28 protein-coding genes and 1 pseudogene are annotated in these 25,894 nt (G+C 59.5%); 13 read left to right on the top strand and 16 right to left on the bottom strand.

What is annotated here, in order from left to right; genetic code table 11:
- Positions 1-59: 59 nt before the first annotated feature.
- Positions 60-602 carry an adenine phosphoribosyltransferase gene (locus FHT92_RS13325; RefSeq protein WP_007824424.1) on the top strand — a complete coding sequence of 181 codons (543 nt, stop codon included), beginning with the start codon at positions 60-62 and terminating at the stop codon, positions 600-602.
- Between the two features lie 56 nt (positions 603-658).
- Here the strand turns inward: FHT92_RS13325 and FHT92_RS13320 are convergent, their stop codons facing one another.
- On the bottom strand, positions 659-1,126 hold the full coding sequence (locus FHT92_RS13320) for a MaoC/PaaZ C-terminal domain-containing protein (protein ID WP_183825756.1): 468 nt from the start codon (positions 1,124-1,126) through the stop codon (positions 659-661).
- Positions 1,123-1,593 carry a MaoC family dehydratase gene (locus FHT92_RS13315; RefSeq protein WP_183741117.1) on the bottom strand — a complete coding sequence of 157 codons (471 nt, stop codon included), beginning with the start codon at positions 1,591-1,593 and terminating at the stop codon, positions 1,123-1,125. Before FHT92_RS13315 ends, FHT92_RS13320 begins: the two co-directional genes overlap by 4 nt.
- Positions 1,594-1,675: 82 nt before the next feature.
- On the opposite strand from FHT92_RS13315, the pseudogene FHT92_RS13310 reads away from it, so the two are divergent.
- A pseudogene (locus FHT92_RS13310) lies at positions 1,676-2,745 on the top strand (hypothetical protein).
- 78 nt (positions 2,746-2,823) lie between these two features.
- On the opposite strand, the gene ychF reads toward FHT92_RS13310, so the two are convergent.
- On the bottom strand, positions 2,824-3,927 hold the full coding sequence (gene ychF, locus FHT92_RS13305) for a redox-regulated ATPase YchF (RefSeq protein WP_183741115.1): 1,104 nt from the start codon (positions 3,925-3,927) through the stop codon (positions 2,824-2,826).
- A gap of 226 nt (positions 3,928-4,153) precedes the next feature.
- Between ychF and clpS the strand changes: the two genes are divergently transcribed.
- On the top strand, positions 4,154-4,465 hold the full coding sequence (gene clpS / locus FHT92_RS13300; protein ID WP_183741113.1) for an ATP-dependent Clp protease adapter ClpS: 312 nt from the start codon (positions 4,154-4,156) through the stop codon (positions 4,463-4,465).
- Between the two features lie 57 nt (positions 4,466-4,522).
- Here clpS and pth read toward each other — a convergent pair whose 3' ends face one another.
- The 3 genes from pth to FHT92_RS13285 all read right to left on the bottom strand — a co-directional run bounded on the left by pth (position 4,523) and on the right by FHT92_RS13285 (position 8,323).
- Complete coding sequence (gene pth / locus FHT92_RS13295) at positions 4,523-5,239, bottom strand: aminoacyl-tRNA hydrolase (RefSeq protein WP_183825753.1); 717 nt, start codon at positions 5,237-5,239, stop codon at positions 4,523-4,525.
- Between the two features lie 94 nt (positions 5,240-5,333).
- Positions 5,334-6,056, bottom strand: a complete 723-nt coding sequence (locus tag FHT92_RS13290) for an ABC transporter substrate-binding protein (protein ID WP_183825750.1) — start codon at positions 6,054-6,056, stop codon at positions 5,334-5,336.
- 26 nt (positions 6,057-6,082) lie between these two features.
- A complete protein-coding gene (locus tag FHT92_RS13285) occupies positions 6,083-8,323 on the bottom strand; it encodes an EAL domain-containing protein (RefSeq protein WP_312858765.1) in 2,241 nt (746 codons plus the stop codon).
- Here FHT92_RS13285 and FHT92_RS29285 point away from each other — a divergent pair.
- Complete coding sequence (locus FHT92_RS29285; RefSeq protein WP_246735296.1) at positions 8,312-8,527, top strand: hypothetical protein; 216 nt, start codon at positions 8,312-8,314, stop codon at positions 8,525-8,527. The genes FHT92_RS13285 and FHT92_RS29285 overlap by 12 nt on opposite strands.
- A gap of 98 nt (positions 8,528-8,625) precedes the next feature.
- On the opposite strand, the gene FHT92_RS13280 is transcribed toward FHT92_RS29285, so the two are convergent.
- Entirely contained in the window at positions 8,626-9,237 is a 612-nt protein-coding gene (locus tag FHT92_RS13280) for a 50S ribosomal protein L25/general stress protein Ctc (protein ID WP_183825745.1), read from the bottom strand.
- Positions 9,238-9,757: 520 nt separating this feature from the next.
- On the opposite strand from FHT92_RS13280, the gene FHT92_RS13275 reads away from it, so the two are divergent.
- Entirely contained in the window at positions 9,758-11,299 is a 1,542-nt protein-coding gene (locus FHT92_RS13275) for a hypothetical protein (protein ID WP_183825742.1), read from the top strand.
- Positions 11,300-11,538: 239 nt separating this feature from the next.
- Here the strand turns inward: FHT92_RS13275 and FHT92_RS13270 are convergent, their stop codons facing one another.
- From FHT92_RS13270 to lgt, 6 genes are all read right to left on the bottom strand, one after another.
- A complete protein-coding gene (locus tag FHT92_RS13270; RefSeq protein ID WP_183731561.1) occupies positions 11,539-12,471 on the bottom strand; it encodes a ribose-phosphate pyrophosphokinase in 933 nt (310 codons plus the stop codon).
- 105 nt (positions 12,472-12,576) lie between these two features.
- On the bottom strand, positions 12,577-13,422 hold the full coding sequence (locus tag FHT92_RS13265) for a hypothetical protein (protein ID WP_183741102.1): 846 nt from the start codon (positions 13,420-13,422) through the stop codon (positions 12,577-12,579).
- 103 nt (positions 13,423-13,525) lie between these two features.
- Positions 13,526-14,677 (bottom strand): Xaa-Pro peptidase family protein, encoded by a 1,152-nt coding sequence (locus FHT92_RS13260; protein ID WP_183741100.1) that lies wholly within the window; start codon positions 14,675-14,677, stop codon positions 13,526-13,528.
- Positions 14,678-14,682: 5 nt separating this feature from the next.
- Entirely contained in the window at positions 14,683-15,477 is a 795-nt protein-coding gene (gene pgeF / locus FHT92_RS13255) for a peptidoglycan editing factor PgeF (RefSeq protein WP_183825738.1), read from the bottom strand.
- 104 nt (positions 15,478-15,581) lie between these two features.
- Positions 15,582-16,682, bottom strand: coding sequence for a class I SAM-dependent methyltransferase (locus FHT92_RS13250; RefSeq protein ID WP_183741096.1), 1,101 nt, complete (start codon positions 16,680-16,682; stop codon positions 15,582-15,584).
- 19 nt (positions 16,683-16,701) lie between these two features.
- Complete coding sequence (gene lgt / locus FHT92_RS13245) at positions 16,702-17,553, bottom strand: prolipoprotein diacylglyceryl transferase (RefSeq protein WP_183825735.1); 852 nt, start codon at positions 17,551-17,553, stop codon at positions 16,702-16,704.
- Positions 17,554-17,744: 191 nt separating this feature from the next.
- Here lgt and FHT92_RS13240 point away from each other — a divergent pair, with 191 nt between their 5' ends.
- The 4 genes from FHT92_RS13240 (at position 17,745) to FHT92_RS13225 (ending at position 20,088) form a co-directional block, all read left to right on the top strand.
- A complete protein-coding gene (locus FHT92_RS13240; protein WP_183741092.1) occupies positions 17,745-18,005 on the top strand; it encodes an accessory factor UbiK family protein in 261 nt (86 codons plus the stop codon).
- Positions 18,006-18,405: 400 nt separating this feature from the next.
- Positions 18,406-18,906, top strand: a complete 501-nt coding sequence (locus tag FHT92_RS13235) for a YbjN domain-containing protein (protein WP_007824374.1) — start codon at positions 18,406-18,408, stop codon at positions 18,904-18,906.
- Between the two features lies 1 nt (position 18,907).
- Entirely contained in the window at positions 18,908-19,735 is an 828-nt protein-coding gene (proC, locus tag FHT92_RS13230) for a pyrroline-5-carboxylate reductase (protein WP_183825732.1), read from the top strand.
- A gap of 11 nt (positions 19,736-19,746) precedes the next feature.
- Entirely contained in the window at positions 19,747-20,088 is a 342-nt protein-coding gene (locus FHT92_RS13225) for a tRNA-binding protein (protein WP_183825729.1), read from the top strand.
- A 95-nt stretch (positions 20,089-20,183) separates the two neighbouring features.
- Here the strand turns inward: FHT92_RS13225 and FHT92_RS13220 are convergent, their stop codons facing one another.
- Both FHT92_RS13220 and FHT92_RS13215 read right to left on the bottom strand, forming a co-directional pair.
- Positions 20,184-20,753 (bottom strand): DUF1349 domain-containing protein, encoded by a 570-nt coding sequence (locus FHT92_RS13220; RefSeq protein ID WP_183825726.1) that lies wholly within the window; start codon positions 20,751-20,753, stop codon positions 20,184-20,186.
- Between the two features lie 2 nt (positions 20,754-20,755).
- Positions 20,756-21,400: an MBL fold metallo-hydrolase gene (locus FHT92_RS13215; RefSeq protein ID WP_183825723.1), complete on the bottom strand. Its 645-nt coding sequence runs from the start codon at positions 21,398-21,400 to the stop codon at positions 20,756-20,758.
- A 279-nt stretch (positions 21,401-21,679) separates the two neighbouring features.
- Here FHT92_RS13215 and FHT92_RS13210 point away from each other — a divergent pair, with 279 nt between their 5' ends.
- The 4 genes from FHT92_RS13210 to FHT92_RS13195 all read left to right on the top strand — a co-directional run bounded on the left by FHT92_RS13210 (position 21,680) and on the right by FHT92_RS13195 (position 25,443).
- Positions 21,680-22,297 (top strand): DUF1236 domain-containing protein, encoded by a 618-nt coding sequence (locus FHT92_RS13210; protein ID WP_183741087.1) that lies wholly within the window; start codon positions 21,680-21,682, stop codon positions 22,295-22,297.
- A 604-nt stretch (positions 22,298-22,901) separates the two neighbouring features.
- Positions 22,902-23,339 carry a MarR family winged helix-turn-helix transcriptional regulator gene (locus tag FHT92_RS13205; protein ID WP_210278483.1) on the top strand — a complete coding sequence of 146 codons (438 nt, stop codon included), beginning with the start codon at positions 22,902-22,904 and terminating at the stop codon, positions 23,337-23,339.
- Positions 23,340-24,041 (top strand): response regulator, encoded by a 702-nt coding sequence (locus FHT92_RS13200; RefSeq protein ID WP_183741085.1) that lies wholly within the window; start codon positions 23,340-23,342, stop codon positions 24,039-24,041. It begins immediately after the preceding gene.
- Positions 24,042-24,066: 25 nt separating this feature from the next.
- Positions 24,067-25,443 carry an ATP-binding protein gene (locus tag FHT92_RS13195; protein ID WP_183825720.1) on the top strand — a complete coding sequence of 459 codons (1,377 nt, stop codon included), beginning with the start codon at positions 24,067-24,069 and terminating at the stop codon, positions 25,441-25,443.
- Here FHT92_RS13195 and FHT92_RS13190 read toward each other — a convergent pair.
- Positions 25,440-25,820, bottom strand: coding sequence for a winged helix-turn-helix transcriptional regulator (locus tag FHT92_RS13190; protein WP_183825717.1), 381 nt, complete (start codon positions 25,818-25,820; stop codon positions 25,440-25,442). The two genes, FHT92_RS13195 and FHT92_RS13190, sit on opposite strands and share 4 nt — an antisense overlap.
- Positions 25,821-25,894 lie beyond the last annotated feature (74 nt).

Raw genomic sequence — 25,894 nt, 5'->3', positions numbered from 1 at the left:
GACCCTGCGCAATTGATAGTGTGCGGGCGTTTTGTGCCCCTCGCAGATACGGATTTTCGATGAACAACACGCTTTCGGAGCTTGCAGCCAGCATCCGCTCCATTCCGGATTACCCAAAGCCCGGCATCATCTTTCGCGACATCACGACGCTGCTCGGCAATCCGCGTGCCTTCCGTCGCGCGGTTGATGAGCTAGTGCAGCCCTATGCTGGTCTGAAAGTCGACAAGATCGCCGGCATGGAAGCGCGTGGCTTCATCCTTGGCGGCGCGGTCGCGCATCAGCTGTCGTCGGGCTTCGTGCCGATCCGCAAGAAGGGCAAGCTGCCGCATGACACGGTGCGCATCGCCTACAGCCTGGAATATGGCGTGGACGAAATGGAGATGCACCGCGATGCCGTCCAGCCGGGAGAGAAGGTGATCCTCGTTGACGATCTGATCGCAACGGGGGGCACGGCCGTGGGCGCGACCCAGCTTCTCCGCCAGATCGGCGCGGAAGTGGTCGGCGCCTGCTTCGTCATCGACTTGCCGGATCTCGGCGGCCGCAAGAAGCTCGAAGACCTCGGTGTCGACGTGCACACGCTCGTAGAATTCGCCGGCCATTGAGCATGACAATTCCAGCAGGGCCGTTGCAGGCGTCTGCTGGAATTGCTTCTGCCGCATTACTCGAATTCGAGCACGCTGCTTTCGAAGCGGATGACCGGAATACCGTCCTGATTGACGCCTTCGCAGAGGATGCTGTTCACATGCCAGCCCGGCCGCGACGCAAGCGGGCGGCCAGAGAGAAAGGTCACGGAATAGCTGATCGTCTCGTCGACAAAGACCGGTTTCAGCCATTGCAGCTTCTGGAAGCCGGGTGAGGGGCCGAGGTTCGGCGGCTCCAGGCTCTCTCTCTTCAGCCGGCTGATCTCCGCCATCCAGTATTTGAGGAAACACTGCATCCAGGCGGCTGTCGTATGCCATCCGGAGGCGCAGAGCCCGCCGAACATGGTGTCCATGGCCGCGTCCTTGTCGGTATGAAAGCGCTGCGGATCGTATTTCCGGGCGAAGCTGAGGATCTTTTCCTCGGTGAAGACATAGGTGCCGATCTCGCTCTTCTCACCGACTGCGTAGAGTTCGGTCATTCTCATGCGGTGGCCTCCGGGCCGCCACGCATGCCGAAGATGACGGAATTTTCCGACAGGCAGACCGGTTCGCCGCGCTGGTTTTCCACCTCGTGGCGAAACTTGACGATGCCGAGGCCCGGACGTGAGCGAAGGGCACGCGCCTCCAGCACCGTCGAATGGCCGGAAAGCGTGTCGCCTGCCAGCACCGGCTTGCGCCACTCCATGAAATCGACGCCGGGTGCACCTTCACAGAGAGAATTCAACACATAGCTATCGGCCATCATGCGCATGAACATTGCCGAGGTGTGCCAACCGGAAGCGGCAAGGCCGCCAAGGATGCTGGCACGGCCCGCGGCCTCGTCCAGATGCATGGGCTGCGGGTCGAACTCTGAGGCGAATTCGATGATTTCTGCTGCCGTCACTGCTTTCGGGCCGAGCGGAAAACGCCGGCCGGGCTGAAAATCCTCATAGGCGAGCTTTTCTGCAGGCATTAGGGTTCCTCATCATCGGCAGGCCTCATTGCTTACAATAGCATCCCCGCGGGCTCAAATGATTCCGTGGGAACGAACCAGCATGGCTGAACTAAGGTCGATACTCGATGAGGCGGCGCGCGAGGGGCTGATTACCGCCGAGGCCGGCGAGCGGCTGGTGCCGTTCCTGGCAGCACGCGGTGTCGTCGTCGACGCGCATGCGGCTGGGCCTTTGGAGCCGGCATGGTCGGATACAGAGACGCCGCGCTTCGTGCGGGGCTTTCACGACGTCCTTATCACCATCGGCATCCTGATTGTGCTGGCGGGTCTCTGGGGGCTTGCCTCACTCTATGCAGTGCTGCCGGCAATCCTCGTGCTCGCAGAAATCCTCGTGAAGCGCCAGCGCCTCGCACTGCCGGCTGTCGTGCTGACGCTGGCGGTTTTTTTCTGGACCTTCCGGATGATGCTGTCGATCTATCCCTCCAACGCCGATCTGTGGCTGACAGGCGATGGCATCGATAGGTTCATCGTCGCATTTCCCGTCATCACGGGGCTTTCTATCTGCGCTACCGTGTGCCGCTTGCGCTTGCACTTTCCATCTTCTCCGGGCTGGCCCTCATCCTCGCGCTTGTCTTCCGCCTACTGCAATGGGCGAGCGACGACGATGCCTTCATCCTCAACCATCCGACTCTCGTGTCGGTCATCCTGTTTGCCTGCGCCGTCGGCTTGTTCGTGGCCGCGCTCGGCTTCGATCTCAGCGACAGGTTTCGCCGCACGACGCGATCGGATGTCGCCTTCTGGCTTCATCTCGTCGCGGCGCCGGCCCTGCTTTACAGCATCCGGATCTTGCTTTCACTCGATGGCGGCTGGCTAGATATCATGGACGCGAATTCCTTCAAGACGCCCGTTGTCGTCGTAATCGTCGCACTGCTGATGCTGATCGGCCTGATCATCGATCGGCGCGCTTTCGTGACATCAGGCCTGCTGACGCTGGGACTAGCGATCTATGGGATATTCCGGCAGGGGAATGCGACCGTCGATACCTATATTTTCGGAACGCTCATTATCGTCGGCGTGATCGTGCTCGTCATCGGTACGGGCTGGATGCCGCTTCGGCGCATCGTGCTGCGCGCCTTGCCGTCAGGCGTGGTAGGGAGGCTACCGCCCGGCTGAGCGGCAGCTTTGGTTTTTCTTTTTGACACATGTCCTTATCGCAAAAACGCTGCAGGCGTTGCGCGACATGCTTATGCATCAGGTATTGAAGCGGAAGTGGATGACGTCGCCGTCCTGGACGACATATTCCTTGCCTTCGTCACGTGCCTTGCCGGCTTCCTTGGCGCCGACTTCGCCGCCGAACTGGATGTAGTCGTCATAGGCGATGGTGTTGGCGCGGATGAAGCCGCGTTCGAAATCCGAGTGGATGACGCCGGCAGCCTGCGGCGCCTTGGTGCCGCGTTCGATCGTCCAGGCGCGCGTTTCCTTCGGGCCGACGGTGAAATAGGTGATGAGGTGGAGCAGTTTGTAGCCGGCGCGGATCAGGCGGTCGAGGCCTGCTTCGTCAAGGCCGAGAGCCGAGAGGAATTCCTTGGCTTCCTCATCCGGAAGCTGGGCGACTTCGGATTCGATCGCGGCCGAGATGGTGACGGTTTCGGCACCCTGAGCCTTGGCCATCGCGGCGACGGCCTCGGTATATTTGTTGCCGGTCGCGGCATCGCCTTCGGCGACGTTGCAGACATAGAGAACCGGGTGCGATGTCAGAAGGTTCAAGCCCTTCAGAATGCCGGTCTCTTCGGCATCGAGCTTTGCAAGGAGGGTGCGGACCGGCTTGCCTTCTCGCAACAGGGCGAGCGAGGCTTCCATGATCGGCAACATCGCCATCGACTCCTTGTCCTTGCCGGTGGCGCGCTTGCGCGTCTGTTCCGTGCGGCGCTCCAGGCTCTCGAGATCGGCGAGCATCAGTTCGGTCTCGATCGTATCGGCGTCGGCAACGGGATCGATGCGGCCTTCCACGTGGGTGATGTCGCCGTCTTCGAAGCAACGCAGCACATGCACGATGGCATCGACTTCGCGGATATTGGCGAGGAACTGGTTGCCGAGACCTTCACCCTTGGATGCGCCGCGCACGAGGCCGGCAATATCGACGAAGTTGATGCGGGTCGGAATGATCTCCTTGGACTTCGCGATGTTGGCAAGCTTCCTCATGCGTTCATCGGGAACGGCCACTTCGCCGGTGTTCGGTTCGATCGTGCAGAAGGGATAGTTCGCCGCCTGTGCTGCCGCCGTCTTGGTGAGCGCATTGAAGAGGGTCGACTTGCCGACATTCGGCAGACCGACGATACCGCATTTGAAGCCCATGGCTGAAACCTGCTGTTCTCAAGAAATCCTTGGCCGTGGCTATGGGATAAAGGAGGGGAGCGGTCAAGTCTTTGAGCGCTTTTCTCGCCGCTCCCTTGCCGTCAGCGCTTGGCAGACTTATTCTTACCTCGTGGGATTTTCCCGGCACCAGGTGTCGAAATTCTGCAATCTAAAAAGCTTAGTTAGATCGAAACCCCTTCCCATGTCATCAACGGGCGGATTTCCGATGGTTGACAACGACGTCGCCTTAAAACCCAAGACCAGGGTGAAGCCCAAGCTGGACAAGCCGAAGCTTTACAAGGTCATTCTCGTCAATGATGATTATACGCCGCGCGAATTCGTCATCGTGGTGCTCAAAGTCGTCTTCCGCATGAGCGAGGAAGCCGGCTACCGCGTGATGATGACGGCACACAAGCTCGGCTCTTGCGTGGTCGTGGTCTGTGCCAAGGATATTGCCGAGACAAAGGCCAAGGAAGCCATCGACCTTGCCAAGGAGATGGGCTTTCCGCTGATGTTCACGACCGAGCCTGAAGAATAGAGGCCCGAGGAATAGCGCATATTCTCAAGACGGCCGGCGGATATGCCGCCATCGCATTCAGTCGTCCTTGTTGCTGAACATCTTCTTGAGCATCTCGGCCATGGGGCCGATCGCCGGAAGCTTCTGCTGGCTCTGATTGCGGGCCTGATGGATATGGGATTTTCCCACTGGCTTCTTCTCCGGCTTCGGCTTTTCCTCTTCCGGCTTGCCGCCGAGCGCCAGCGCGATCTTGTTCATCAGCTGGGAATCCTCTTTGCGGACCAGCATCTCGGCATTGTCGGCGAGCGTGTCAAGCAGCGGCTCCAGCCAGTCGCTGTCGACCTTGGCGAAATCGCCGAGCACATGATTATGCACCAGTTCCTTAACGCCGGGATGACCGATACCGAGGCGCAGGCGACGGTATTCCTTGCCGCAATGGGCGTCGAGCGATTTGATGCCGTTGTGGCCGCCATGGCCGCCGCCAGTCTTCAGCCGCGCCTTGCCGGCCGGAAGATCGAGTTCGTCATAGATCACCACGAGATCGGAAGGCTGGAGCTTATAGAAGCGCATGGCTTCGCCGACCGCTTCGCCCGACAGGTTCATGAAAGTCTGTGGCTTGATCAGCAGCACCTTCTCACCCGCCAGCTCCCCTTCGGAAATCTCGGCCTTGAACTTTTTCGACCAGGGCGAAAAGCTGTGACGGCGGTAGATGGCATCCACCGCCATGAAGCCGATATTGTGCCGGTTGCCGGCATATTTCGCGCCGGGATTGCCGAGACCCGCGATGATCAGCATGGCCTGTCTTCCTTGCAAGAGCTGTTGGCGTTCACCACCGCGAAATGGCGGCAAAGTCAAGTGGCAAAGGCGGGCGTGAACGGCAGGCGGCCGATCATTTCAGCAGATGCAGACCATATTTCAGGAAGATCTGTTTCTGTTCGCCGCTGGCGATCAGCTTGTCCAGCGAGGCCTGCATGCGGGCCAGAAGATCGTCCGGGAAATTCTTCTCGCAGGCAATACCCATCGGCTGGGAGGAGAGCACGGTTACCATTTCCAGCGGCTGGTCGGCCTTCAGCTTGTCGAAATAAAGTTCGGAGATCGGCATCATGTCGATGCGCCCGCCAAGCAGCTTGCGCAGCGTGGCGTTGAAATCGCTGGCGAGGTCGAGCTTGGTAAAGCCCTTCTCCTTCAGCGTCACTTCCGTATAGTCGTCGCGCTGCGTGCCGATGACGTATTTCCTGGCGTCTTCAAGATTGGCGGCCGAGACGCCTGATCCTCTGCGGGTAATCAGGATGTTGCGGTCGACGAGAAGCGGCTCGACCCATTTGAACAAGCCGTCACGTGCGGCGTTATGAGCGGTCGCGAAAACGCAGGTCATCGGCGTCGTGCGTGCGAGACTGAACGCGCGTGCCCAAGGCATTACATCGAGCCTATAGTCGACATTGATGTCGGCCATCACCTTCTCGACCTGTTCGACGGTCGCGCCCTTGATGACCTTTCCATCGCGGTAGTTGAACGGGGCATATTCTTCGGTCAACAGACTTACCGCCTGGGCCGAGGCAGAAGCGGCAAAGCAGGGCAGGGCAAGAAATGCAAGAAGCAACAGCTTTTTCATCACGATACCTCCCATATCCCGTCAGTTCATGAAGCGCGCGCCACATCCGAAAGCGAGTCGCTCAGTTCCTCGATCAGCTTGGCAGCGTTCTGCGGACGGTGGAACAGATAGCCCTGACCATAGTCGAGCCCCATCTGGTGCAGCGTGCCGCATTCCTCCTCCGTCTCGATGCCTTCGGCGATGACGGTGCAGTTCATCTTGTGCGACAGTGTGGTGATGCCTTCGATCAGCATGCGGCTTTTCTGGCGTACGTCATCGTCAGCATCGTTGATGGCGCGGACGAAGGACTGGTCGATCTTGATGATGTCGACCGGAAAGCGATTGAGATAGCTCAGCGAAGAGTAGCCGGTGCCGAAATCGTCAAGCGCGATGCGGCAGCCGAAACGGCGCATCTCCGTCACGATCATGCGGATCTGCGGGTTGTCGTGCATCAGCACAGCCTCCGTGATTTCGACCACGATACGATCCGGCAGGATACCATGGCGGCCGAGAATGGCGGCAAGGCGGGCGGCGAGCGCAGGTTCGAACTGCAGCGGCGAAAAATTGATGGCGAGATAGGTGTCCTGCATGCCAGGCAGACGGGAAATCTTCGCCAGATTGGCGATCGCCTTTTCCATGATGACGTTACCGACGCGGACGATCTTGGCAGTCTCTTCGGCTACGCTGATGATCTCGGCCGGCGGCATGAGACCTTTCTGCGGATGGTTGAGGCGCATCAGCGCTTCGAACCCGGCAATACCGCGGCCGTTCAGGTTCACAATCGGCTGCAGATAGGCCTCGAACCAGTCGTCGGCGAGGCCGGCTTCGATATGCGCTTCGATCTCGGCGCGGCGGCGGGCGTGGTCTAGCATGCTGCTATCGAAGATCTGTGCGCCGTTCTTGCCGTCGCGCTTCTTGGCGTACATGGCCATGTCGGACTTCTGCAGCAGTTCTGCTGCTGTCGCAGCGTGGCGAGGATAGATGGCGATGCCGACAGAGGCGCTGAGATGCATGTCCGGGCCGAAAGGGGTCTCGAAGATCGAGGCGATCTGGTCGCACATGGCGCGGGCGCGCTTTTCGGCATTCTTGGCGGGCAGCAAGATGGCAAATTCATCGCCGCCGAGACGGGCAGCTTCATCGGAGGGAGCAAGCAATGTCTTCAGCCGCTCGACGAGTTCGATGAGGGCCGCGTCGCCTGCGGCGTGGCCCATATTGTCGTTGATCCACTTGAAGCGGTCGAGGTCGACGAAGAGGCAGGCGAGTTCCTGATTGGCGGCATCGGCTGCTGCGATCTTGCTGTCGAGCACGGCTTCAAAGCCTTGACGGTTCAACAGGCCGGTCAGGTGGTCCGTGATCGCCTGGCGATGGTTGCGGTCTTCAGAGGCCTTCAGCTCCGTCACGTCGGTCATGACGGAGAGCGACTTACCTTCCTGTCCCTGGGTCGTCAGCGCCGACTCCATTATCAGGACATCCATGATGCGGCCGTCCATACAGACGAACTTGACGGTGACATCGCCAGTGCCTTTCTCACGCTGGCTTTTGCGCTTGATGAACTTGTCGCGGGTGAAGGGCGTGACGAGATCGGAGAAATTCCGGCCGATGACGGCGGCGCGGTGATAGCCGGTCGCAAACAGCCAGTAGTCGCTGACGGCGGTGATGCGGTCTTCTTCATCGAGGGAGAAGAGCATGGCGGGCGTCAGGTTATAGATGTCGGTGGCGCGGCGATGTGCGAACTTCAGCTCGGTTTCCTCGTTTTCAAGCTTCGTCTGCATTTCGTTGAAGCTTTCGGCAAGGCGGCCCATTTCGTCGTTCGACTGCCAGTCGACATGGTGGCGGGAGCCGAGTTGGCGTGTCGCCTCGATCGCAGCCGTCAGGCGCATCAGCGGCTGGATAACGAAGATGCGGTTGCCGATGAGCGCGGTCGCGAAAACGGCCAGCACCGCGAAAATGAAGATCGAGATGAAGACGACCTCTTCCTGCTTCAGGCCGGAAAACAGGCCGAGTGCCGGATAGAAGACGGAAATGCTGCCGAGGTTTTTCGGCCCATCGACGGTGTTGTAGATGATGGCGCGGGAAACCTGAACCAGCTTGCCATCGAAGGACCTCGGAATGGTCGACTGGCTGACGTCGAGCTGGCCAGACTGGTCGCGGACTTCCACCTTGACGATGGCACCCTGCGAAACGACCGTCGCGCTGATCTGGGTTACGCTATCGGCATCAAGATCCCAAAGCGGCTTGGCGAGCGCCTGGGCATTGGCCACAAGAAGAACGGAAATATGATCGCGTATTTCCTTGTCAGCGCGCTCGGAAGAAAGGAAAAGAAAAAGAACAAAAAGGGGAGCTACAAAAACAAGCAGCGCGCCGCAAACAATCGCAAAAAATCTGTTCTCAACGGAATTATTCATGGTTCCGTTTGCTCCACGGGGTCGGAATATTCTGCGGTCACGCAGCAGGGCGGGAACTTCGCGACCAGCCGGAGCATGCTTCCATGAATGTGTTAAATGTTGCTGAAATGGGCCTTTTCGGCAATGAAAAAGCCCGCTTCCCTCACGGAAAGCGGGCCTTATGCTTTACAAATTGGTAGAAGCGATCAGGCTTCTGCTTCGCCTTCGGCAGCGGCTTCGTCGACGCCGGCAGCCGGAGCGATGATCGTTGCGATGGTGAAGTCGCGGTCAGCGATAACCGGGGTCACGCCCTTCGGCAGAGTGACTTCGGAAATATGGATGCTGTCGCCGATCTTGTGGCCGGAAAGGTCAACCGTGAAGAATTCCGGGATCGCGTTTGCCGGGCAGTGAACTTCGACTTCGTGGCGAACGATGTTCAGAACGCCGCCGACCTTGAGGCCCGGGGACTTTTCTTCATTGACGAAGTGAACCGGGATTTCAACGGTAACCTGGGTGTTGCCGGATACGCGCAGGAAATCGACATGCATCGTGAAGTCGCGGACCGGATCGAGCTGGTAGTCCTTCGGCAGAACCTGGTACTTCTTGCCGCCGACGTCGATAGTCGCAACGGTGGTCATGAAGCCACCGGCATGAATGCGCTTCGTCACCTCATTGGTGTTGATAGCGATGGAAATCGGGGCCTGCTTGTCACCATAGATGACAGCGGGAATAAAGCCGTTGCGGCGGAGTTCACGGGCGGACCCCTTACCAACCCGTTCGCGCGCCTCGGCCTTGAGCTCGTACGTTTCGTGGCTCATGGCTAGTCCTTTCGAGGTTATTTGGAGAGCCCGCAGCGGGCTGTAAGCCTTGTGCCGTCGGACCGGAGGCGGGCAGGCCCGTCCTCATCCGCGTTGCCTCCAAGGGTGTCTACGCGGACGCGTGGCCTATAATATAAGTGTCGCGCAAACGCAAGCGGTGACGGGTTCTGTCGAGAGGACGAGTGGGCTTGGCCGCATCCGCCGATCGCGCTTCGTCGGTGCTGCGCCCTTCCGAAGTCGAACAGAAGGTTCCATTTTAGCTGCAACGGTGGGCTGCGACGAGGCTCATGGTACTATTCCTGTCGCCTGGCGCGAATGGAACGGCAACCGGTCACGCTCAGCACTGCGGCCTGATGCGGAGCGAGATCGGGATCCAGGGCGTGTGCGGTAGTGCTCGACAGGGTATCCGCACTCTTCCGGCCGTGATCGCAAAATAACATTTGCCCAAACGTGCCGGGTTGACACCGGAAGATATCCGATCTTCCTATGGCCGCATTCAAAGCGGCTGAGGAGAGTGTGAATGCGTCTGAAACTTGTCACGACAACGAGCCTTGTTGCCCTATCGCTGTTCGGGGCAGCGCAAGGAGGCGAGATCAATCAGGATGGAGCGAATAAGCTTCGCGACAGCCTGACGAAAGTGTTGCCTGACGATTTTGCAAAGAGCGGTTTTGTAACCGTCAATCCGGCGGGCAACCGCTACGAGATCATTTATGATCTTGCAAAGCTGCTCGGCAAGGTGGATCCGACCAAGGTCGTGGTGAATGGCTTAACGCCATGGTCGGTTTTTGCCACGCCGCTCGACAGCGGTCTGTGGAAACTTGAAGGCAATAACAGTTTCAATATCTCCGGCAACTTCAAGGGGCCGGATGACAAAGCCACGGACTTTACCTATTCGATTGCCTCGATGGTCTATGATGGTGTCTTCGATCCTGCGATCGCCTATCTGCGCTCCGGCAATTTCAAGGCCACTGACATCCGCGTTACGTCAAAGTCCGAAATGGACCAGGTCGAAGCGACATTTGCGGGCATGGACTATCGGCTCAATTCGACTGACAGCGCCAGCGGCAACGGTCGTCTCGATTTCAAGGCTAATGGCTCGCTTTCCAAGCTGTCGGAGACGGTAACCAGCCCGCAGATGCCGCCGGTCAACATCAAGGCGGATTCGATAGACTTCAATGCCAATGTCGCCAGCCTGCCGGCGAAGGAAATCCGCGATATCGTCTTTTTCATTCTGGACCATGTAGATGAGAAGGAACTCAGCAAGGAGGACGGCGAAAAGCTGAAATCAGTCCTCAAGGCGTCCTTCCCGCTATTTTCCTCGATCGATGAATCGATCACCGCAAACAACCTGATGGTCGGTACAGCCGCAGGTAGCGGTGGCGCCAAGGCCTTCGGCTATAATTTCTCCATCGCCGGGCCGAGCGACGCCGTCCGGTTTGCTTTCGGCATGAGCGCTGCCGACGTGACGCTCGACACCCCTGTCGTGCCGGCGAGCTACCACGCCTTCCTGCCGAAGAGCATCGATATGCAGATCGCCGTTCCCGACATGGATTTTGCCGCTTTCGGCGACGAGTTCATGAAGATCGATTTCTCGGCCGGCAGTAATTCGGAGGAAAGCGGCAAGCAGGCGGCCGAAAAGCTTTTCCATGATGGTGTCCTCGTCGTAGACCTGCCGAAGTTTACCGCGGTTTCCGACGTCTACGATATCGACGTCACCGGCAAGCTGCAGGGCCGCGTCGATACGCAGAAGGACTATTCGGTTCAGGCTTCGGTCCTGGCGCGTGATCTCGACAAGTCGATCGCAGCCATTCAGGAACTTGCCAAGAGCGATCCGAACCTCCAGCAGGTCTCCTTCGGCATGATGATGGCCAAAGGCTTCGCCAAGACAGACCCGGATGGCCGCTCGCGCTGGGATATCAGCGTTGCCGGCGACGGTTCCGTGGCGATCAATGGCCAGCAGATCAAGGGGCCGGATGCCGAAGAACCTGATCAGAGCGAGGATCAGGGACAGGAACCCGAGCAGGAGCAGGAACAAGGTCAGGAACCGGCACAGCCGCAATAAGGCCTTTGGGTTGCAATCTGAAAATGAAAGAAGCCGGCCCCGTGCCGGCTTTTTTCATCCGGCACCGAAGGTTCACTCGGCTTTGCTTAAGAGGGAGACGGCCGTTCATTGTGGGCCGTTGTTCAACGTCCAGATGATTCTGTGACCGTCAATAATCGGCCCTTGATAGGGCCGAGTGAAACCGGGCAGTAACAAGCATACAAGCCGAAACAAAAGAGCCGGTCGGGATGCCGGCTCTTTTAGTCGAAGAGACTCGAGACGGACTCTTCCTGGGCCGTGCGGCTGATGGCTTCGCCGATCAGCGGCGCTGTCGTGACGACGCGGATATTGTGGGCCGAAAGGACGGCCGTGGTCGGCTGGATCGAATCCGTGATGACGAGTTCGCGCAGTTTCGAGGAGGTAACGCGGGTGACGGCGCCGCCGGAGAGAACGCCGTGGGTGATGTAGGCCGTGACGCTGGAGGCGCCCTTGGCAAGCATGGCGTCGGCGGCATTGCAGAGCGTGCCGCCGGAATCGACGATATCGTCGATCAGCAGGCAGTCCTTGCCGGTGACGTCGCCGATGATGTTCATGACTTCGGATTCACCCGGCCGATCGCGACGCTTGTCGACGATGGCCAGAAGACAGTCCAGCCGTTTGGCGAGCGCGCGGGCGCGCACCACGCCGCCGACGTCAGGCGAGACGACCATGACGTTGCTGAGATCGTAGTGGCTCTTGATGTCGCGGGTCAGCACGGGCAGGGCGAAGAGGTTGTCTGTTGGTATATCGAAGAAGCCCTGAATCTGTCCGGCGTGGAGATCGAGCGTCATCACGCGGTCGGCGCCAGCTTCGGTGATCAGGTTTGCGACCAGCTTGGCGGAGATCGGCGTGCGGCCGGAGGCGCGGCGGTCCTGGCGGGCATAACCGAAATAGGGGAGGACGGCCGTGATGCGGCGGGCTGACGAGCGACGCATGGCGTCGATCATGATCAGGAGTTCCATCAGGTGGTCGTTGGCGGGAAAGGCGGTCGGCTGAACGAGGAAAACATCCTCACCGCGCACATTTTCCTGGATCTCCACGAAGATTTCCTGATCGGCAAACCTTCGGACACTGGCTTTCCCTAAGGGAACATTGAGATAGTTGCAGATCGCTTCGGCGAGTTGCCGGTTCGAATTGCCTGCGAAAACCTTCATCTTGGTCCGCCTGTTATGCGCTGATAGCCGCGCTTTTTAGCCAGCTTCCCGGTGAATGCAAGGGCTAAGGCGTCACATACTTTTATATTTATAAAAAGCTTGTGACTAACCGCCCTGGCTTTGCCGCCAGGATGTGAATTCGGTGATCGTCTTTGAAGCAATCTGCTGCATCACGGAGGCGGGCACGCCGGCCCAGGGATCGGTCGCCGCCGTCGGCACGCTTTCCTGTCCCTGAATGCGGTGCAACCGGGCGCCGGCATTATCAAGCACGTCCCAGACATAGACCACGGTGACCTTGCCCTCATCGCTGAAAGCGGAGAGGTAGCCCTTCAGAATATAGTCACTGCTGGTGTCGTTGGAGCTCTTGATGGCAAGGCCATGAGCGCGGGCCTCCGCGCCAAGCTGACGGGAAAGCGGGGTGACGGCCTGTACCGGAGCTCCAATGATGGGCAGGAAGCGCACGGTATTACCGCGTACCGAGGTCGATGAGGAAACTGTGGGATCAAGCGCCGCTGTCAGCGTCGGCTGCTGCGGCGCCGGTTGCTCAGCGGCGGAAGAAGGCGGTGCGAGCGACTGGCCTTCGATCGGTCCGGAGGCGGCGGGCGAAGAGCCGTCACGGGATAGCGCTTCGGCCTGGGCCTGCATGGTCGTCGGCGGAGCGCCGGTGCCGGGCCGGTAGGCCTGCGGTTGGTAGTTCGGCTGGGTTGGATAGGTCTGCTGGCTGTAGGCTGGCGTGTAGCCGTTCCGACGAGGTGCCGCCGGGAAGGTCTGTTGCGGCGCTCCAGCCATACGTTCGGCTTCGCTCTGCGTCACCGGTGTGGAGGAGCGCTGATTCATCGAGGAGTCGCCGATTTCCATCGGCGGCGTGAGCGTCAGTGCATCAGTCGTGTTGCAAGCAGAAAGCAAGGCAAGACATATCAGGAGCGTGGGCGCAGTCGCAACTCGCGTCATCCCTCGGTTCGTCCTTCCCACGTCAACATCAGCCCCGTGCGAATTTATGGGGGTGGGGGGACCTGTCTGTCAATTCCGGATTCTTGCCGGTGATTGCAGAGGTTTAGACCCCGATGAAATCCAGCGGATGGCGCGAAAGTGCACGCGGGGCTTCACCTGTCGTCAGATAGGTCTGCCCGAGGGTCATGGCTGTGCCTGTGTCGGAATCGGCGATGATCATGTGCACGAAGAGCGACATGCTCGGCTCGATCGGCTGTGGATTGCCCGCATGGAACATCTGGTGCTCCATCCAGGATGGCGAGAAGCGCGCGCCGAGCGAGTAGCCGCAGGCATTCAGGCGATGACGGGCGAGGCCGCGCTCGTCCATGATTCTGGCATGCATGTCGAAAACATCGCCGAAGGTATGGCCGGGCTTCAGCACGGTCTCAATCGCCTGGATCGTTTCGAGGCAGGCATTGTAGAGTTCTCGGTGGCGGTGCGTCGGCTCGCCGGTGACGATCGTACGCATCATGGCTGCGTGATAATGTGCGTAAACACCGGCCCATTCGAGCGTCAGCTGGTCGCTGGCGTCGAGCTTGCGGCGGCCGGCCTTGTAGCGGCAGAGCAGGGCGTCGGCACCCGAACCGATGATGAATTCATTGGCCGGATAGTCGCCGCCACCTGTGAAGATCGCAGCCTGCATGGCTGCAAGAATATCGGCCTCGTCGGCGCCAGGTTTTGTCAGACGGATCGCGGCGTCCAGCGCATCGTCTGCCAGCAGGGCGGCGCGCTCGACGTAGGCGATCTCGGTCGGGCTCTTGATGAGGCGCAGGTTGCTGACGAGGTAGGAGGCGTCGATGATCTGACCGAAAGTCGTCAGCTGCGAGTCGAGCAATCGGGCAACGCGGCCGGTCATTCCATGCGTATCATATTCGACGCCGATACGGCTGCCGAGCAGGTCCATTTCGACGAGCAGGTTCTTGAGGTCCATCGTCGGGTCGGCATTGACGCGGTCGACCCAGACATGGATGTCCTCGATAACCGAGGTGTGCCGGGCCTGACGCAGGTCGGCCGAGCGGGTAATCAGCGCCATCGTGCCGTCAGCCTTGACGACGAGGGTCTGGAAGAAGCAATAGCCGAACGTGTCGTAGCCGGTCAGCCAGTACATGCTCTCCTGCGCGAACAGCAGCAGGGCGTCGAGCTTTTCTTCCTTCATCTTGTCCGTCAGGCGGGCAAGCCGGCTTGCGAATTCAGCCCGTTCGAAATGAAGTGCCATGCTGCTTACATCTCCCTGATGCTGATCGCCGAAATCTGGCGGCCGTAATCCGGCTCCTTTTTATGTGTGGTCCGCCGATAGGAAAAAAAGCGCTCGCTATCGGGATAAGTGCAGAGACCGAGACTTTCGGCGCGCACGCTCGCGTTTTTCAGTCGCTCGACGGTCAGTCCCGGCAGGTCGAACATGGCGTGACCCGCCGTTGGGGAGGGGATGAAGTAACGCTCATAGGCCGGATCATATGCAAGGAAGCGTTCGACGAATTCCGGGCCGACCTCATAACTCGCCTGGCTGATCGAGGGGCCGAGGCAGGCGACGATATTATCCCTGTCAGCACCAAGAGCCTCCATGGCATCGATGGTGTTTTCAAGCACGCCGGTCAGCGCGCCCTTCCAACCGGCATGCGCGGCACCGATGACACGGTTTTCAGGGTCGGCGAACAGAATCGGGCCGCAATCGGCTGCAAGTACCCCAAGCGCGATGCCGGGTGTTGCCGTGACCATGGCATCTGCCTGCGGCCGATCGCCGTCATAGTCCGGTCCGACGGTTACGACGTCGGGCGAATGGACCTGATGGACGGTCGCAAGCCGCTCGACCGGCAGATCGAACCAGGCGGCGACACGCCTGCGGTTCTCCTGCACATTGTCGCGCTCGTCATGCGAGCCGAGGCCGACATTGAGGCCGCGATAGATACCTTGGGAGACGCCGCCTGCGCGAGTGAAATAACCGTGGCGGATCGTACCGCCGGCCGCTTCGTTCAGCAGCGCGCTTTCGATCGGTGCTGGAGAGGCCGCGTCTGTCATGTGATATTCCGTTTTGGGAAAGGGATCGATGTTATCCTGGCCGGATCTCATCCGGCGAAGCGGTGTCATTTTGCAGCGGATGTTGGCGAGCGCAACGCTGGCTGTCAATCCACCGGACGGAACGGCATCAGGTCGATCGCCGGATAGGAGACGGCGAGCACCTTGAAGAGTTCGCCCATGCGGCCTTCACCCGCACCGGCAAGCCGATCGACGGCGCTCCGGATGATCTGCTGTGTGTGCGGTTCCCGGTCGCGGCCGAGGGCTGCGGCGCGCTCGAGAATGCCGAGGCCGGTCAGGAAGTCGCCCTGGTGCAGTGCGCCATTAATATGCACACCGGTGGAGGCTGCCGTCTCCGCCAGCTGCTGGAAATCGACATGGCTTGTGAGGTCTGCTTCGCCGGGATGGGCGAGTGGCGGATCGAATTCGTGCATTCGCACGGCCTGCAGCGTGTCGCCGAAGCCGGTGACGAGATGCCCGTAGTCTATGGCGAGCGCCGTGCCGCTAAAAGCCCGCAGCCTTTCGCAGATGGCACTCATGACTGCCTGGCGCGCAGGCGAAATCTCGAACAGCGTCCCGACAGGCACGTTCTGTGCAGGCCCAGGCAGCAGCGCCGGATCGACGCCGGCGACACCCGCCGCAAAGGTCAGTTCGCCATCGGCGTCGAGGCCGACCAAGCGCTCGCGAAAGCCGGTCGGCGTGCGAACGAACTGGCGGATCGGGATCGCATCGAAGAGTTCGTTGGCGACGATCAGCGTGAAGCCCGGCGGCACTTCGTCAAAGCCGTCATGCCAGCTGACCTTGCCTTCGTAGGCTTCGAGCGTCTGGAGCTGGACATCGCGCAGGCGTTCGCTGGTCTCGACGAGATGGATCGTCATGTTATCGAAGAGCGGCGGGGCGATGCGCGAGATTACCCGCAGCATATCGGACATCATCGTGCCGCGGCCTGGGCCGATCTCGACCAAGCGAACGCCGGATGGCGTTGAATGGCGCTGCCAGGCGTGAACGACGAAGACGCCGATCATTTCGCCGAAGAGTTGACTCACTTCAGGTGCCGTGACGAAATCGCCCGAACGGCCGAAGGGCTCACGGGTGCGGTAATAGCCGTGTTCGGGATCGGCAAGGCACAGCGAGAAATAGTCAGTGACACTGATCGGCCCGTTTGCCTGGATGATCGACTTGATCTTTTCGCCCAAAGCGGTGGTCATGGCAGCAGTTCCGGTAGCTTTAATGCTGCACGGCAGCAGTCTGTCGGCGGGCGCGGAAGATCGCCCAAAGGCCGAGTAGGATCATCGGGGAGGACAGGACCATTCCCATCGTCAGCCAGTTCGTTCCGAGGAGATAGCCTAGTTGCTTATCCGGCTCGCGGAAATATTCCACGAAGATGCGCGAGAGTGCATAGCCGAAGATGAAGACGCCGGTGATGAGGCCGGGGCTTTTCAGCGCCTTGGCGCCATATACAAGGGCGGCAAGGACGAGGAGCAGAACGATGCCTTCGAGGCCGGCTTCGTAGAGCTGGCTCGGATGGCGGGCGAAGGGGCCGCCAGTCGGGAAGACGACTGCCCAGGGCACATCCGTCAGCCGGCCCCAGAGTTCGCCGTTGATGAAATTGGCGATACGGCCGAAGAATAGGCCGCAGGGCACCACCGTCGCAACGATATCGAAGAGGTTCCAGACGGGGATGCGGTTGCGGCGGGCAAAGAGGATCATGGCGATCGTCGTGCCGGTCAGGCCGCCATGGAAGGACATGCCGCCGTTCCAAATCTGCACGGCTCGGATCGGATTTTCGATGATGGCGCCGATATCATAGAAAAGGATGTAGCCGATGCGACCGCCGAGAACGATGCCAAGTGCTGCCCAGACGACGAAGTCGTCGAGCTGGGCTCTTGATATGGGCGAGGTATTGTCCGGCCAGAGCGCATCGTTTGCAGCAATGCGGCGGGCATAGGCCCAGCCAAGCAGGATGCCAGCCACATAAGCCAGCCCGTACCAGTGAATCGCCAGCGGGCCGATCGAAAAAGCGATCGGGTCGATATTAGGGAAAGGCATTATAGCAAGAAGATCAGCGGCTATCGGCAAGGTTTTCTCACCCGTTGAGATGCGCGGAACATGGCTCCGCGATCTCTGACGGTCAAGTGCATTGTTCGCTATGCCTCATGCGAACGGCCTTATCCCGTGCAAAGCGCTTGCATCCTCGACGGCGAAGCCCTACCTCCATTTTCAGAGGCCATAAGGCCTACATTCACGTCGTGCGAAGGGAGAAATACGCCATGACGACCGGAACAAACCGCATCATGGATGAATTCGCCAAGCTGATGACCGATGCCGCAGGTGCTGCGCAGGGCGTGCGCAAGGAGATCGAGACTGCCTTCAACGCTCACGCCGAGCGCTGGTTGAACAGCATGGATGTCGTCAAGCGCGAGGAATTCGAAGCCGTGCGCGAAATGGCGATCAAGGCCCGTGACGAGAACGAGGCGCTCGCCGCCCGTGTCGCTACGCTCGAAGCCAGGCTTGCAGCAGAAGGCAAGTAAGTCCGCCTTAGATAAGATGCTGTATAAGGTGCGGCGTGGCCCTTATGTTACATGCCGCACCTTCCAATAAAAAATCCGGTGTGATTTTCCACCTGTGGACACTGCCAAAAAAGCCAATGGGCAGAGTCTTTTACCTCCCCCGCTGAATCTGATTCCATAAGTGCTTTCCACAGCTGGCCCGCCAAATTTCCGTGAAAGGGGCTGGCAGGCCGCGAGGGTCATTATACACTGATTTTAAATGATGATTCGAAGCGAATTGGTAAGCGCCAGGCAAGTTCACTGCGTCAGTCTGGCAGCGGTTCAGCGATCATCCCAGTGGTGGTTTCCGGTGTTGCGTGTGTCTTGTTTTGTGTTCGTTCACGAAGTTGGGCCGCATTCATTCCGGTCAAGAAGGTGCTGCATGAGCCTTATGGAATTGGAAGTCGAACGCCAGTCGAACCCGGTCGACATGATCGAGTACGTGGCGTCAAACAATGACTGGGCATTCGAGCGCTCCGGCGAAGACGAGATCGCGATGACGGTCGAGGGCCGCTGGGCCGACTATCACGTTTCCTTCTCATGGATGGAGGAATTCGAAGCGCTGCATCTCGGCTGCGCCTTCGATATCAAGGTTCCTGAAATCAGGGTCAACGAGGTGGTGAAGCTGCTCTCGGCGATCAACGGCCAGGTGCTGATGGGACATTTCGACCTGTGGCGGCAGGAAGATGTCGTCATCTTCCGCCAGTCTCTGCTGCTTGCCGGCGGTGCCGAGCCCACCAACCGTCAGGTCGAGGTGCTGCTTTCGAGTGCACTCGACACCTGCGAGGCGTATTATCAGGCTTTCCAGTTCGTCGTATGGTCCGGCATGGAAGCCAACAAGGCGATGGAAGCAGTGCTTTTTGAAACAGTCGGCGAGGCTTAACATGCCTGCGAGTGCCTTTTCCGCCGTCAATCCGGTCGTTCTCGTCGGGGCCGGCAATATGGGGGGCGCCATGCTCTCCGGCTGGCTGAAGAGCGGAGTTCCGGGTTCTGCCGTCATCGTTGTCGATCCCGGTCCGTCGCCGGCGATGATATCGACCATTGCCGATGCCGGCGCCACGCATGTCACAGCCATTCCTGCCAATCTCAAAGCCGGTGTCCTGTTTCTTGCAGTGAAGCCGCAGGTGATGGAAGCCGTACTTCCGGCTGTTAAAAGCGTCGTCGGTGCTCAGACGGTGGTGGTTTCGGTCGCTGCCGGCAAGACGCTCGCCTTCCTGGAAAAGCATCTCGGCGAGGCCGCTATGGTGCGCGCCATGCCGAACACACCTGCCATGGTCGGGCGCGGCGTAACCGGCGCTTTCGCCAATGCGCGTGTCAGCGCCGAACAGCGCGACGGCGTCAATGCCCTTCTTCGTGTCTCCGGTCCTGTCGAGTGGGTGCCTGCCGAATCCGATATCGATTCCGTAACGGCGCTCTCAGGCAGCGGGCCTGCTTATGTGTTCTATCTCGTCGAGTGTATGGCAGAGGCAGGCCGTAAACTCGGCCTGCAGGCGGACCTTGCCATGCGCCTTGCGCGGGAAACAGTCGCGGGGGCTGGTGAGTTGCTGCACCAGTCCCCCGACGACGCTGCGCGCCTGCGCCAGAACGTCACCTCGCCGGGCGGCACAACCGCTGCTGCACTTTCCGTATTGATGGCTGAAGATGGCATGCAGCCGCTATTCGACGAGGCGCTCGCGGCTGCCCGCAAGCGTGCCGAAGAGCTTGCCGGCTGAGAGAGACTGTTATGGCCGAAGAGATTGCCTTTGCCGATTTTGAGCGCGTCGATATCCGTGTTGGCACGATCATCGAGGCAAATCCCTTTCCGGAGGCGCGAAAGCCGGCGATCAAGCTTCTCATCGATTTCGGCTCCGGGATCGGCGTCAAAAAATCTTCGGCGCAGATCACGGTTCATTATTCGCCGGAACGGCTTGTCGGGCGACAAGTGCTCGCCGTCGTCAACTTTCCGCCGCGCCAGATCGGGCCGTTCCGCTCGGAAGTGCTGACGCTCGGTTTTGCCGATGAGAAGGGCGATATCGTGCTTGCGGCCGTCGAGCGGCCGGTGCCGAACGGCCAGAAGCTGATGTAGGCCGGCCAGACCAGTCATAAGCGTTTTGCAATTGCATAAATGATCTGGTCTTCGCCGAAGCGCGAAGCGCATTTTCAGCTGACTTTGCGGCAAGCTCAGTGAATGTCGCGTGAGAGCGGGTCGCTTACCGTGAAATCGTGGAAGACGGCTTCGAAGCCGGCGCGTTGCGGTGAGCAGAAGACGGGGCCGACCAGCACCTCTTCGAAAGCTGGATCGAACCAGGCGAGGCGGGCCATGCGCCATTCGTCCATAGTGTCCGTACTGGACTGAATGAACAGGGCGTCGCCGTTGCGAGTGGCGCGGACCGAGATGGCATCGAAGTCATGGCCGATGCGGAAGGCCGACCAGTCGGAATTGCCGTTGGTAACTACGGCGCTGAAATGCCTCGCCCCATCGGTATATTCGATGCCGCATTTCACCCAATGCTTCTCATCAGCGCGGATCATCAGCCCGGCCTGATCGTAGAGCGCTTCATAATTTCCGGAGAAGGTAACCTCGGCGGTGAAGTCATCCTTGCGGATTTCATGCAGGAAGTGACCATCGTCGCGATGGAAGCCGTAATAGGTGCCCTGCCAGAAATCGGTCTTTTCGCCGGAACGGACATGGAGCGCGCCGTCACGCTCCTCGAAGAAGGGCGGCGGGTTCAGCCAGCTCATATGTTTCATGTTCAAATCTCCCGCAGAAACGGGTTTTCACGGCGTTCGTCACCGATGCGGCTGCCGGGGCCGTGGCCACAGATGAAGCCGACATCGTCGCCGAGCGGCAGCACCTTGTCCCTGATGGAATCGAGAAGCTGGCGATGGTTGCCGCCGGGCAGGTCAGTGCGGCCGATCGAACCGTTGAAGAGCACATCGCCGAGATGGGCGAACTTCTGGGAGCGGTTGAAATAGATGACGTGGCCCGGCGCATGGCCCGGCGTGTGATAGACCTCGAATTCGTGAGAGCCGAAAGAGATCTTGTCTCCATCCCTCAGCCAGCGGTCGGGCGTGACATTCTGCAGGCCGCCAATGCCATATTTCTCGGCCTGAGTTTCGATGCGCTGCAGGAGCGGCAGGTCGTCTTCATGCGGGCCCACGATATCGACCCCGAGCTTTTCCTTCAGCTCCTTGGCGCCGCCGGCGTGATCGAGATGGCCGTGGGTGAGCCAGATTTCCTTGATCTTGAGACCATGTTCTTCGATCACGCTTGCGATAACAGGCACGTCACCGCCCGGATCGACGACCACGCCTTCCTTTGTATCGGGGTCGAAGAGAATGGTGCAGTTCTGCTGGAAGGGTGTCACCGGAATGATGCCGGCCTGGAGCATGCCCATGAATGCCTCGCTTCGCGTCTTTCAATTGCCTGTCTCTATAGGCGCAAACGCAGCCGAAGGCAGCCGGAATTTTCGGTCAGCTCACGCGGAAAAGACAGGCTGCAACAGGAATTTATCGGCTTCCGGAGAGCGATGCGGCACTGTGTTGAAGCGAATTTCTGAAGCGATTTCAGGTGCTTGCTTAGGCCTTCCTTATGCCATTCTTCAGCTGCGCCGGCCGCGGCGGAACAACCACGCAACCCGTGCGTTGTCAGCCCATCGCAACAAGGAGACCTTACAATGACCTTGAAGAGAAACCTTCTGCTGGCCGGCGCCCTTCTGGCTGCGAGTGCCGGGCTCGCTCAGGCGGAGATGGTGGCGACGTCGATCAACGACTTGAACATCCGCTCCGGTCCCGGCCCGCAATATCCTTCCGTCGGTCTTGCCACCCGCGGCTCGACTGCCGTGCTCGATGGCTGCATCGAAGGTAGCCGCTGGTGCCGGGTCGACGTAAACGGCGTGCGGGGCTGGGTCTATGCCGAATATCTGCAGGTCAATCAGGGCGGCTCGCCCGTCATCGTCGAGCAGCATCGCGCCGATCTCGGCGTGCCTGTGGTGACCTATGAGACGACCTCCAGCGTCGTGCCGGCAGAGCCGATGCCCGCACCGGGTGATGAGCTGATCGGTCCGGTCGGCTCGGTCGAGGCGATTACGCCGCCAGAGGAAGTTCGCACCTATATCGACACAACGCCGGCGCAGGCCGTGCGGCTTAGCGGTGACGTGGTCGTCGGTGCCGAAGTGCCCGCCGACGTGACGTTCCAGACGATTCCGGATTACGAATATCGCTATGTCCGAATCAACGATCGACCGGTGCTGGTCGACCCGGGCACGCGCCGCATCGTCTATGTCTACCAATAAGCTCATAGGAAAGGCGGCATGCAGCCGCCTTTGTCCGTCAAGTCGGTCTGGCAGCGTCTGGAAAAGCTGCTCCGCTCTTCCGCGAAGAGTGTTTGTTCGACGACTTCGATGATACTGCGTTTGGCGGGTTCAATCACCGTCCGGCAGGTGATGCCGTTCAGGAAGCAATCCGGGTTGGCGCGTGAATGGCGCCATTATTGTCTAAGGCGATCACCGCGTTGCCGGGCGGAAACGTTCATCATCTCACTGCCGCGCATCATGCGATCGGCCGTACAAGCTTCCGAGAATTGAAGTCATTCTTGCCTCCTCCGGCGCGTTTGCGCCATGTCTGTTGATTGTTGTCCCCATTACGTTCTATCCACTGACACAAGGGGAAATTGCGCGTTGCGTTGGAGATTTGCCGGACGGGCTTTAGTTTCCAGGGAAAGAACAGTCCGCACGGGGCCGGCAACTTTCGGGGAAGCTAGCGGCGACGCAAAAATAGGTCACCAAAACCGACATATTTTGCGAAGACTTCGCAAGGCTCGCGCCAAGAGAGAGGAAATGCCGAGTGCCACGAGAGACCAGCTCGAAAGCAGGAAAACCTGAACCGCTGGCCACGCCGATGGAGGATGTCGGGATCATCGATTTCGAGATCATCGAGCTGTTCTTCTTCGCTTACCGTGACTTCGTGTCCGATCCTGACGCCATTCTTGAAAAGAGTGGTTTTGGGCGGGCGCATCACCGCGTCGTTCATTTTGTCAACCGAAATCCGGGCATGACGGTCGCCGATCTGCTCGATACGCTGAAGATCACCAAGCAGAGCCTTGCAAGAGTGCTGAAACAACTGATCGATTCAGGCTATATTCGGCAGGTGGCAGGCCCGGAGGATCGCCGACAGCGCAAGCTCTATCCCACCAAATCGGGCAGGGAGCTGGCACTGGCGCTCGCCGAGCCGCAATCACGCCGTATTGAACGGGCATTCGAGGGCGCTACCCCGGAGGCGCGAGAGGGCGTAAAGGCATTCCTCAGAGGCATGCGAGACAGACAGAAGGCGGATTGAATGGCGGTCAAGACAGGCATTTCCGATGACGCGGCGCATCTTCTCGTCGTCGACGACGATACCCGTATCCGCGCGTTGCTGAACCGTTATCTGACGGAAAACGGTTTTCGCGTGACCATTGCCTCTGACGGGGCGGAGGCACAGCGCAAGCTGGCGGGGCTCGATTTCGACCTCATCATCATGGACGTGATGATGCCGGGCGAATCAGGCATCGAGGTGACGCGTGGGCTGAGGGCCGTGAAGAACGTGCCGATCATCATGCTGACGGCGCTTGCCGAATCCGACAGCCGTATTGCCGGGCTTGAAGCCGGCGCCGACGATTATCTTCCCAAGCCTTTCGATCCGCGCGAACTCGTTCTGCGCATCAACAATATCCTGCGACGCAATAGCGGCGGCGATACGCCGAAAATCGAGCAGGTCATGTTCGGCCCCTATACTTTCTCGCTGACGCGCAAGGAGCTGAAGAAGGCGGCCGAAGTCATCCGCCTGACGGACCGCGAACAGGAAATCATGCTGCTTTTTGCCCGCCGGGCCGGCGACACGATCCCGCGGCACGAGTTGATCGGAGACGATGCGGAAGTCGGCGAACGTACCATTGACGTCCAGATCAACCGTCTACGCCGCAAGATCGAGGATGATCCTGCCAATCCGGTCTGGCTGCAGACAGTGCGCGGTATAGGATACAGGCTGAGCATCGACTAAAACGACGGGTTCGGGACCGGCGCACATGGTGACATTCGACAGCTTGCGGCGGGAAGACCGCTCTCCTGCACCCGGCTGGCGCTGGTTCGTGCGCTGGCTGCGCCGGCGATTGCCGACAGGCCTCTATACGCGTTCGCTGCTCATCATCATCATTCCGATGGTGCTTCTGCAGTCGGTCGTCGCAGCGGTCTTTATGGAGCGTCACTGGCAGATGGTGACGGAGCGGCTGTCGCTCGGCGTGACCCGTGACATCGCAGCCATCATCGAGGTTATCGACACCTTTCCGCACGATGCCGATTATAGCGATATAACCCGCATTGCCCGCGACCAGCTCAACCTGCAGATTTCGATTGAACCGGATGGAGATCTGCCGCCGCCGCGCGAAAAGCCATTCTTCTCGATTCTCGACGGCATTCTGAGCGACGAGATCACCGATGAAATCCGCCGGCCGTTCTGGATCGATACGGTCGGCAATTCCAACCTCATCGAGATTCGCATTAAGCTCGACAACCGCATCCTGCGCGTGATTACAAAACGCAGTCAGGCCTATGCATCGAACACGCATATCTTCATTCTCTGGATGGTTGGCGCGTCACTCGTGCTGATCGCGATCTCAATCCTGTTCCTGCGCGGACAGATCCGGCCGATCCTCAATCTGGCGCGGGCGGCGGAAAACTTCGGCAAAGGGCAGAAGGCGGACAATTTCTACCCGCGTGGGGCTGATGAGGTGCGGCGTGCCGGTCTCGCCTTCATCCTCATGCGAGAGCGCATCGAGCGGCAGATGGAGCAGCGCACGGCGATGCTCTCAGGCGTCAGCCACGATCTCAGAACCATCCTGACCCGCTTCAAGCTGCAGTTAGCGCTCGTCGGCGACAATCCCGATCTTGCCGGCCTCAACGAAGACGTCAACGATATGCAGACCATGCTGGAGGCCTACATGGCCTTTGCCAAGGGTGAGGTGGAGGAGGATGTCGGTGAGCTGAAGCTCAGCGAGGTCTTCGAAAAACTCGAGGCCGATTTCGAGTTGCATGGCAAGGTGCTGACCTATTCCATCGAGGGCGAGGACCATATCTCGGTGCGCCCGAATGCCTTCTTGCGACTTGTGACCAATCTCGCCTCTAATGCAAGGCGTTACGCCGACGCGCTCCATATCGAGGCCAAGCATGGTGCGAAATGGCTGACGATCGTCTTCGATGACAATGGTCCCGGCATTCCGGAGAAGTACCGGGAGGATGTGTTCAAGCCATTCTTCCGGCTGGATAGCGCACGCAATCTCGATGCTTCGGGCACCGGTCTCGGGCTTGCCATCGTGAGGGATATCGCGCGCAGCCACGGCGGCAATATCACGCTTGGTGACAGTCCGCTTGGCGGGCTGAGAGCGACGGTGCGTCTTCCGGCCTAGCTTTTTGCAGCCGGTTTGGCGGCGTCAAATTCATTCAGGTGGATGACGATCCAGCGCCACAGAGAGACGACCTGCGTCAGCAGTTCGCGGCCGAGCGGTGTCAGTTCGTATTCCACGCGTGGTGGCACCTGCGGATAGAGCGTGCGGATGACGAGGCCGTCGCTTTCGAGCGTGCGCAATGTCTGTGTCAGCACCTTCTGGCTGATATCCTCCACTCGCTCCAGCACTCTTGAAAAGCGTAGAGGCCCGTTCGCTTCCGAAAGCACGTGCAGGACGCGTAGCGGCCATTTTGCAGCGGCACGTTCCAGCATCTGCCGGGCTCGCGCATCCTGCTCATCGCTCATGTTACGACAGAAATCAAAGATGTCGTCTTTCATTACAGTTACCTTCAGGTTTGTATAGATCCATTAGGTACCTTCTTTCTAAAGGAAACAATAGATCCTAAATGGAT

Source organism: Rhizobium sp. BK377 (assembly GCF_014193935.1).
In the GTDB taxonomy this organism is placed as follows: domain Bacteria; phylum Pseudomonadota; class Alphaproteobacteria; order Rhizobiales; family Rhizobiaceae; genus Rhizobium.
Note: the sequence above shows the minus strand (reverse complement) of the source record. Positions and strands in the feature narration are given on the sequence as shown.